At 72.4% G+C, this 8,306-nt stretch carries 8 protein-coding genes; all 8 read left to right on the top strand.

What is annotated here, in order from left to right; genetic code table 11:
• A partial coding sequence (locus AOK24_RS28545) for a hypothetical protein (RefSeq protein ID WP_055722931.1) occupies nucleotides 1-1,849 on the top strand: 1,849 nt, incomplete at its 5' end.
• Complete coding sequence (locus AOK24_RS28540) at nucleotides 1,846-3,087, top strand: ROK family transcriptional regulator (protein ID WP_055722930.1); 1,242 nt, start codon at nucleotides 1,846-1,848, stop codon at nucleotides 3,085-3,087. The genes AOK24_RS28545 and AOK24_RS28540, both read left to right, overlap by 4 nt.
• Before the next feature lie 210 nt (nucleotides 3,088-3,297).
• Nucleotides 3,298-4,491, top strand: coding sequence for an ATP-binding protein (locus AOK24_RS28535; protein ID WP_055722929.1), 1,194 nt, complete (start codon nucleotides 3,298-3,300; stop codon nucleotides 4,489-4,491).
• Complete coding sequence (locus tag AOK24_RS28530) at nucleotides 4,488-4,889, top strand: roadblock/LC7 domain-containing protein (RefSeq protein WP_010358086.1); 402 nt, start codon at nucleotides 4,488-4,490, stop codon at nucleotides 4,887-4,889. Before AOK24_RS28535 ends, AOK24_RS28530 begins: the two co-directional genes overlap by 4 nt.
• Nucleotides 4,886-5,263, top strand: a complete 378-nt coding sequence (locus AOK24_RS28525; protein ID WP_055722928.1) for a DUF742 domain-containing protein — start codon at nucleotides 4,886-4,888, stop codon at nucleotides 5,261-5,263. The genes AOK24_RS28530 and AOK24_RS28525 overlap by 4 nt, the downstream gene beginning before the upstream one ends.
• Nucleotides 5,238-5,831, top strand: coding sequence for a GTP-binding protein (locus AOK24_RS28520; protein ID WP_055722927.1), 594 nt, complete (start codon nucleotides 5,238-5,240; stop codon nucleotides 5,829-5,831). The genes AOK24_RS28525 and AOK24_RS28520 overlap by 26 nt, the downstream gene beginning before the upstream one ends.
• Before the next feature lie 25 nt (nucleotides 5,832-5,856).
• Entirely contained in the window at nucleotides 5,857-7,203 is a 1,347-nt protein-coding gene (locus AOK24_RS28515) for a cytochrome P450 (RefSeq protein WP_055722926.1), read from the top strand.
• Nucleotides 7,204-7,491: 288 nt separating this feature from the next.
• Nucleotides 7,492-8,226, top strand: coding sequence for a tryptophan dimethylallyltransferase family protein (locus AOK24_RS28505; RefSeq protein ID WP_240554169.1), 735 nt, complete (start codon nucleotides 7,492-7,494; stop codon nucleotides 8,224-8,226).
• The last annotated feature ends 80 nt before the right edge of the window (nucleotides 8,227-8,306 follow it).

Below are 8,306 nucleotides of genomic sequence, written 5' to 3'. Positions count from 1 at the left end.
GCGGCGGGACGTCCCGCTGCTGGTCACCGAGACCAACCGGCGCCACCGCACCCTGCGCCGGCTGCTCGCGAGCGGGGCCAAGCTGATCGCGCCGTATCTCCAGGCGTCCGGCTGGAACTTCGGCTACACCCCGTCCACCGGGAACTGGGGCAGCCCCGGCAACTTCATGAGCCACGGCTACGACTTCGGCGGCTACGTCTCCTCGACCGGCGTCGAACGCCCCGAGTTCACCGAGGCCAGGCTCCTCGCGAAGGTCCTCGACACCTGGGGCGACCGCCTGGCCCTCGCGACGCCGGGGACTCAATTCCCGCACGTCCACTGCGACTTCGCGACCAGCTCGACGGCCGCCACGCTGGACCTCCCGGGCGGCGGGCACCTCGTCGCCGTACCGCACCTGGGGACGGCGCAGGGTACGGCCGTCGTCGGCGGCACCTCCGTCGCCGTCGCCGCCGACTCGTGCCCCCTGATGGCCGTCGGCGTCCCCCTGGACCCCTGGGGGATCGGCGCCACGCTGACCCTCGCCTCGGCGGACCTCGTCGCGGCCGGGGAGGGCACCCTGGTGTTCGCCTCCCGGGTCCCGGTGACCGTCGTCATCGGGGAGGAGCACGTCGTCGTCCCCGTCCCGGGGCGGGCGGAGGTTGCGGGAGCGACGGTCGTCGTGCTGGCGCCGGACGAGGCGGTGCGGGTGCGCGAGGTCGGTGCGGACGGCGCCGTCGGCCTCGCCGACGCCGTACCCGCGCCGGTCGCCCTGGAGCCGGCCGGGGTGGAGGAGGTGCGGGTGCGGACGGAGTCGGCGCCCGAGAAGGCGGCCGGGGTGCACGCGCTGCCGCCCGCCCTGGAGGCCCTCGGCGTGTACCGGGGGCGCGGCGCCTACCGGGCCGTCACCGACCTGACCGGCGTCGACGAACTGCTGCTCACCGGGGCCGCCGACATCGTGGACCTGACGGTCGCGGGGCGCGCCCACCCGACGCTCACCGGGTTCGGGGCCGCCCGCTCCATCGGCGTACGGGACGTGACGGGCACCGTCGCCGTCGAGGCCGTCGTCGAGATCTGGGGGCACGCCAACTTCGACGACGCCCGGCTGCCCGCACTCAGGCTCGGCGCGCTGCGGGGGCTCGGGCGGCTGTGGAAGGTCCGCGAGTCGGCCGACGTGTCCGCGGTGTGGACGGTCACCGGCCACTGGGCGGGCGGGCCCGCGCCGCTGCGGACGCTCGGCGGCTGGAGCAGCACGCGGGTCGGGACACCGGTCACCTACACCCGTACGGTGCACGCCGCGAGCGATGCCGCGTTGCAGGTGCAAGGGGTCGTGGAGCCGATCGTGGCGTGCGTCGACGGAGGTGAGCCGCAGGTCCTGAACGCCGAGAACCCGTGGCTGCTGCTGTCCCCCGGCACCCATGCCATCGCCCTGACCTGGCCGCATCACCCGAGCGGTCCGGGGCTGCGGGCGCGGCTGCTCGGCCTGGACGCCGTCGAGGAGTGGTCCTGCGCGGTGCAGGACGACGTGCTGCTCACCGAGTTCGCGGGGGCGCGCGGCCTCGCGGAGGTCGTCCGGCTGCCGCTGGCGCTGAAGCCGGGCGAGGAGCGGTGGATCGACCTCGATCTCCCGGACGACACCGGGCGGTTGATCCGGCTCGACGCCTCGCAGGTACGGGTCACCGGGTGGGCCGGCGGGGAGTGCCTCGGGCGGGTCTGGGCCGGGGAGCGGCCCGAGTTCTCCGGCGGGAACCCGGACGCGCTGTGGGTGCCGCGCGGCTGGCCGGGCCCCGTCACCCTGCTCGCGCGGGGAATGGAGGGGCGGGGCGAGCCGGAGATCCGTACCCTGACGCTGGAGCCGGCGACAAGAGAATGACCGAGGGGGAGCGCGTGGCGCGGCACACGGCACGGGACCTGCGCGGCGAGAACCGGTTCGCGGTGCTGCACGCGCTGTTCGACCTCGGTCCCTCCTCCCGCCAGGAGCTGGCCCGGCACACCGGGCTCAGCCAGGCGACCGTCACGACCCTGGTCGGCGAGTTCCTCGCGCAGGGCGTCCTCGTCATCGCGGCGCGCGAGCGCGGCGGCGTCGGCCGGCCCTACGAGCGGCTCGCCATCGACCCCGACCGGGGCCGGATCGTCTGCGTCGACGTCGCCGAGACCTACGTCGACGCCACGGTCTACGACCTGACCCTGGGCGTCCTCGGCCAGGGCGAGGTGGCGCTCGACGAGCACGAGAACGGGCAGGGGTACGTCGTCGACGGCATCGTCTCCGCGATCGGGCGGGCCGTCGAGGCGGGCGGCGTCGCGCGGGAGCGGATCGTCGGCGTCGGGGTGAGCATGCCGGGCCATGTCCACCCCGGGGCGGGCGTCTCGGTGTTCGCCCCGAACTGGGCCTGGCACGACGTACGGATCGAGGAACTCCTCGCCGCCCGGCTGGAGTTGCCCGTCCACGTCGACAATCCGCTGAAGGCGGTCGCGCTGTCCGAGATGTGGTTCGGGGTGGGGCGGAGCGTCGACAGCATGGCCGTCGTCAACCTCGGTACCGGTGTCGGGGTCGGCCTCGCCCTGGGCGGCTCGCTGATCCGGGGCGCCACCAACAACGCGGGGGAGTGGGGGCACACGCTCCTGGAGCTGGACGGCCGCCCGTGCCGCTGCGGGCGGCGCGGCTGCGTCGAGGCGTACGTCGGGGCGGCCGGCCTGGAGGCGACGCTCGCCGCGATCGCGCCGGACCACCCGGCGCTGCGGCGCAGGGGGCAGCGGGACTTCGTGGTCGCCGTCGCCGAGGGGCTCGCGGCGGGCGACCCCGCCGTGGCGGAACTCCTCGCGCGCACCGCGCGTTATCTGGGTGCGGCCCTCGGTGACCTGGTCAATCTGCTGAACGTGCCGACGGTCACGCTGACCGGCTGGATGTCCCGCGCGCTGGCCGACCGGCTCGTCCCGGCCGTCCGCGAGGAGCTGCCCCGGCACGTCCTGCCGGGCTCGCTGCCGGGGCTGACGGTCCAGGCGTCCCCGGTGCCGGGGAACGCCGTCGCGCTGGGCATGGCCGCGTTCACGCTGGAGGGGTTCCTGGAACGGCTGGGGCTGGCGAGCCCGGCCCGCGCGCGGGTCCAGTAGGGCATCGCAGCCCCTCGACTGACTGACCGTCAATGTCCGTTCAGGCCACGGGATTGGCGGTTCTTGACCGGTTCTCGCGGTGATACGATCACGGCGCTTGCAGAGCGGGCGGATGGGTGCACGACGATGCCCCCGGTGCGGGCGGTCTGCCGGTCCCCCCGCATTGACGGGAATTCAGCTACTGGCCGTCAGTCGCCTGAAGAGAGTCTTATGACGCATTACATACAAAGCCCGGCTTTTTGGGCTCTCCTTGCCTTGCTGGCGCTCCTGGCCCTCGCGGTCGCCGTCATCGGCCGCCTGCGCCAGACCGCCCGGGGGCTGAGGCAGGAGGTCGCCGGCCTCAGAACGCACTACTCCGAACTGGAGAACCAGTACACGGAATCCGTCGAAGCCGCCCAGGAAAGGGCGGAAGAGGCGACGAAAACCGTACTGAAATCCGCGATGCGCACCCTCCAGGGCCTCGCCCTGGAACAGCAGCTCATCGTCTCCCGGCTCCAGAACAAATACGGCGACTCGGTCATGCTCCAGGACCTCCTGGAGATCGACCACACCAACTCCCAGTTCGGCCGCCGCGCCCAGTCCATCGCCGTGCTCTGCGACGGCTGGCTCGGCCGCCAGCGCGACGTCGCTTCCGTCTACGACGTGGTGCGCAGCGCCCAGGGACGCGTCCGGCACTACCGGCGCATCGAGATCCTCTCGCAGGTCGACTTCGGCATCACCAGCCGCGCCGTCGAACCCGTCGCGCTCGCCCTCGCGGAAATCCTCGACAACGCCACCAGCTATTCCAGCCCGGACACCGTCGTCGAGATCAACATTCGCACCGTCCCCAAGGGAATCTGCATCGTCGTCGACGACGCCGGTGTCGGCATGAACGACGAGGAACGCGTCAAGGCGGAGAAACTCCTCTCCAGCGAACGCGTCACCGGCGTCTCCGCGCTCGGAAATCCCCCGCAGTTCGGCTTCGCGGTCATCGGCGTGCTCAGCGAGCGCTTCGGCTTCGAGGTGTCCGTCGACTCCTCCTCCCCGTACGGCGGCGTCCGCGCCGTCCTGCTCCTGCCGCACGACCTCCTCACCGGCGCCCCCCAGCAGAAGGAGCCCGCGCCGGTCGTCACCACGGTCACCGCGCCCGAGTACGGCGGGCCCGAGGCGACGCCGCTCGCCACCGCCACGACCTCCGACGGCCTGCCCAAGCGGCGCCGCAAGCGGCCGATGGCGATCGTGCCGGGCACCTCGGACGACGCCGCCTCCCGCTCCACCGGTCGCGGGCGGTCCGGCGCCGAGACCGCCGCGATCATGGGCGCCTTCCAGCGCGGCACCCAGTCCGGCCGGGCCGGCCGCGGCGACGGTCCGGACCAGACGAGCAGCACAAGAGGTGCGAGCAGCGAAGGGCATGATGTCTCGTGAACGCCGATCTGTCATGGATGCTTGACAGCGCCCTGGAGATTCCAGGCGCCCTGCACGCCGTCCTGATCTCCGCCGACGGGCTCCTGATGGCCCGCACCAAGGAGTTCGACAAGGACAACGCCGACCGGGTGGCCGCCGCGATGAGCGGTGTCCAGTCGCTCAGCCGCTCGCTCGCGTTCTTCTGCGAGGACCGCTCCCAGCAGTGGCGCCAGACCCTCGTCGAGTTCGACGGCGGCTGGGTCTTCCTCATCTCCGCCGGGGAGGGCGCCTACCTCGGCGTCTCCGCGACCCCCGAGGTCGACATGCAGGACATCACGTTCCGCATGCAGCAACTCGTCGGCCAGCTCGGCAAGGCGCTCACCACGCCGCCGCGCGAGAACATCGGCGTCCAGGCATGAGCGGATACGGCGAACTCGAGCCCCAGACGCCGGAGTTAGTGCGACCGTACGTCATCACCAGGGGACGCGGACTGCCCGACGAGGGCCAGCTCTCGCTCATCACCCTGGTCACGGCCGCCCCCGGCGACCGGCGCCGCCCGACCCGGCTCACCCCCGAGGAACAGAGCCTCCTCGACATCTGCGACGCCGGCTACCTGTCCGTCGCCGAGATCGCCGGCCACACCCAACTGCCCCTGGGCGTCGTGAAGATCCTCCTCGCCGCACTCGTCGAGGCCGGTCATCTCGTCACCCGCCCGCCCGTCCAGCGGGCCCCCCTCGCCGACCGGGAAATCCTGGAGGAGGTGCTGAATGGTCTCCGCGCAAAGTTTGGATGAGACGGCGTACGTCCGCGGCGGCGAGCAGCAGACGGCCGTCAAGATCCTCGTCGTCGGCCACTTCGCGGTGGGCAAGACCACGTTCATCGGGGCGATCTCCGAGATCGAGCCGCTGACCACCGAGGAGACGATGACCCGGGCCGCCGAGTCCGTCGACGACCTCAAGGGCGTCCAGGGCAAGACCACCACCACGGTCGCCATGGACTTCGGCCGCCTCACCATCAGCGACCGCGTCGTGCTCTACCTGTTCGGCACCCCCGGACAGCAGCGCTTCGTCCAGATGTGGGAGGACATGGCGCGCGGCGCCCTCGGCGCCCTCGTCCTCGTCGACCCCGAACGGCTCGCCGACTCCTTCAACGTCATCGACCTCATCGAGCAGTACGGCCTCGACTACGCCATCGCCGTCAACCACTTCGACGGCACGCCGCCGCGCGACGAGGCGGCCCTGCGCGAGGCGCTCGACCTGCTGGCCGACACCCCGATCGTGACCTGCGACGCGCGCGACGAGAAGTCCTCGGCCGAGGCGCTGATCAAGCTGGTCGAGTACCTGATGGCACGCTCCCACTGACACCCACGAGGCAGACCAAGCAGACATGGACGACGACCGATCCACCACCCCGGTGCCCCCGCCCGGGTGCCCGGCGCACAACTCGGGCGGCCGAGTGCCGCTGTACGGGCCGGAGTTCGCGGCCGACCCCCAGGCGTACTACGGCTACCTGCGCCACTACGGGCCGACCGCCCCGGTGGAACTCGCCCCCGGCGTCGAGGCCACCCTCGTCACCGACTACGCCACCGCCCTCCAACTCCTCCAGGACACCGGCTCGTTCCGCAAGGACGCGCGCCGCTGGCGGGACTTCAACGACGGCAAGGTCGCCCCGGACAGCCCCGTGGCCCCGCTGCTCGCCTACCGGCCCAACTGCATGTTCAGCGACGGCGCCGAACATCTGAGGCTCCGTCAGGCCGTCACCGACAGCCTCGCCCGGATCGACTCCCGGGCGCTCGGGCAGAGCATCGAGCGGATCTCCGGCTACCTCATCTCCCAGTTCTCCGCGCGCGGTTCGGCCGACCTCCTCGGCGACTACGCCAAGCAGCTCCCGCTGTTCGTCTTCAACGAACTCTTCGGCTGCCCCGCCGACATCGGCGACCGCGTCCTGTTCGGCATCTCCGGCATGTTCGACGGCATCAACGCGGAGAAGAGCGCCGAGGTCCTCTACCAGGCCATCGGCGAACTCGTCGTCCTCAAGCGCTCCCGGCCCGGCGAGGACGTCACCACCTGGCTGATGCGCCACCCGTCCGCGCTCACCGACGAGGAGATGGTCCACCAGCTCGCCCTCCTCCTCGGCGCCGGCATCGAACCGCTGCGCAACCTCATCGGCAACACCCTGCACCGGCTCCTCACCCACGACCGGTACGGCGGGGGCGGCGGCCTCATCGAGGAGGCGATGGACGACACCCTGTGGGAGAACCCCCCGATCTCGAACTTCGCCGCCCACTACCCCTCCGCCGACCTGGAGTTCGCCGGCCACAAGGCCGCCGAGGGCGACCTCGTGCTCGTCAGCTTCGTCGCCGCCAACACCGGCCCCGCGCTGAGCGCCGCCCGGCAGGCCGGCAGCAACCGCGCCCACCTCTCCTGGAGCGCGGGACCGCACGCCTGCCCCTCCAAGGAGCCCGCGCGGCACATCGCCGTCGCCGCCATCGAGAACCTCCTCAACCAGCTCCCCGACGTCGAACTCGCCGTCCCCGAAGGCAGCCTGACCTGGCGTCCGGGGCCCTTCCACCGGGCGCTCGCCGCGCTGCCCGCGCGCTTCACGCCGGTCCAGCCCGTGCACAAGCCCGCGCCGCAGCCGCGTACCCAGGCCCCGGCGCCCAGCGCCGACGCCGGGCGGCGGCCCGAACGCGGGGGCGTGTGGAGCCAGTTCCTCAACTGGCTCACAAGGTGATTCACACAACATCCACAGGGTTCGCCCCAACCGCATGAAGGTTCGTCACCGGGGGTAGTGAGCAACGCGGTATCCGTGTTGCTCATGAGACGAAGGAGGTGTCATGGACCTCAGGTTCCGCGACACCACTGCGCTCCGGCGCCCCGTACGGCAAGCCCGCAGCGGACCGTACATAACCGGGGGGCGGTCGCACGCCCCCACCCCGACGGCCCAACTCCACAGCAGCGACCGCGAGATACCCGCCCGACAGGGCGGGTATTTCCACGTCGGCGGTCCGGAGGTGGCGCGATGAACGCCACCGCGCCCCGGCCCGGCGACGGCGCGCCCACGCTCGGGGCCCTCACCGTCGGCCAGTTGCTGCGCCTGTGCGACGTCTCGGGGCTCGCCCCCGCCGACGCCGAGCACTACGCCACCGTCCTCCTCACCGCCCTCGGACCCGTCGCCGAACGGCCGTTGGACCTGCCGCCGCCCACCCGCACCTTCCTCTCCGACGACCACACCCCCGTCGAGTTCTCCCTCGCCCACCTCCCCGGCAGGCCGCCCGCTCTACGCGTCCTCATCGAACCCGGCTGCCTGGAACCGGACTTGGCGGGCAACGGCCGTACCGGGCTCGCCGTCGTCCGTGAACTCGCCCGCGCCTGGGACTTCTCCACCGGCCAACTCGACGCGCTCACCGACCTGTTCCTCCCCGACGACCCGCACGGGCCGCTGGCCCTGTGGATCGCCCTGGAGCTGCGGCCCGGTGGCGTCCCGGCCGTCAAGGTCTACCTCAACCCCTCCGCCCGGGGCCCCGAGCACGCGGCGGCGACCGTCCGCGAAGCACTGCAACGCCTGGGCCACGACAAGGCGTTCGCGTCGCTGCCCGACGCCGACGGTTACCCCTTCCTCGCCCTCGACCTCGGCGACTGGGACACACCCCGGGCGAAGGTCTACCTCCGGCACGACGACCTCACCGCCGCCCGGCCAGTGGCACGTGTAGACGGGCGTCGCCCGCAGCCTCGTCGAAGCCCCCGGCGAGCGTGAGGAACTCCTCGATCTCCCCGATGGACGGCCCGGGTACGGTCCTGGAGAGGGTCCCGGCGCGGGCGGCGGTGAGGTCGTCG

The organism is Streptomyces niveiscabiei (assembly GCF_001419795.1).
GTDB classification, from domain to species: domain Bacteria; phylum Actinomycetota; class Actinomycetes; order Streptomycetales; family Streptomycetaceae; genus Streptomyces; species Streptomyces niveiscabiei.
This window is presented reverse-complemented; position numbering and strand designations above follow the sequence as displayed.

Bases quoted from the DNA above. Each gene is read 5' to 3' on its own strand.
- AOK24_RS28505 (WP_240554169.1), top strand. From the start codon at position 7,492: ATGAACGCCACCGCGCCCCGGCCCGGCGACGGCGCGCCCACGCTCGGG.
- AOK24_RS28520 (WP_055722927.1), top strand. From the start codon at position 5,238: ATGGTCTCCGCGCAAAGTTTGGATGAGACGGCGTACGTCCGCGGCGGC.
- AOK24_RS28535 (WP_055722929.1), top strand. From the start codon at position 3,298: ATGACGCATTACATACAAAGCCCGGCTTTTTGGGCTCTCCTTGCCTTG.
- AOK24_RS28540 (WP_055722930.1), top strand. From the start codon at position 1,846: ATGACCGAGGGGGAGCGCGTGGCGCGGCACACGGCACGGGACCTGCGC.
- AOK24_RS28525 (WP_055722928.1), top strand. From the start codon at position 4,886: ATGAGCGGATACGGCGAACTCGAGCCCCAGACGCCGGAGTTAGTGCGA.
- AOK24_RS28515 (WP_055722926.1), top strand. From the start codon at position 5,857: ATGGACGACGACCGATCCACCACCCCGGTGCCCCCGCCCGGGTGCCCG.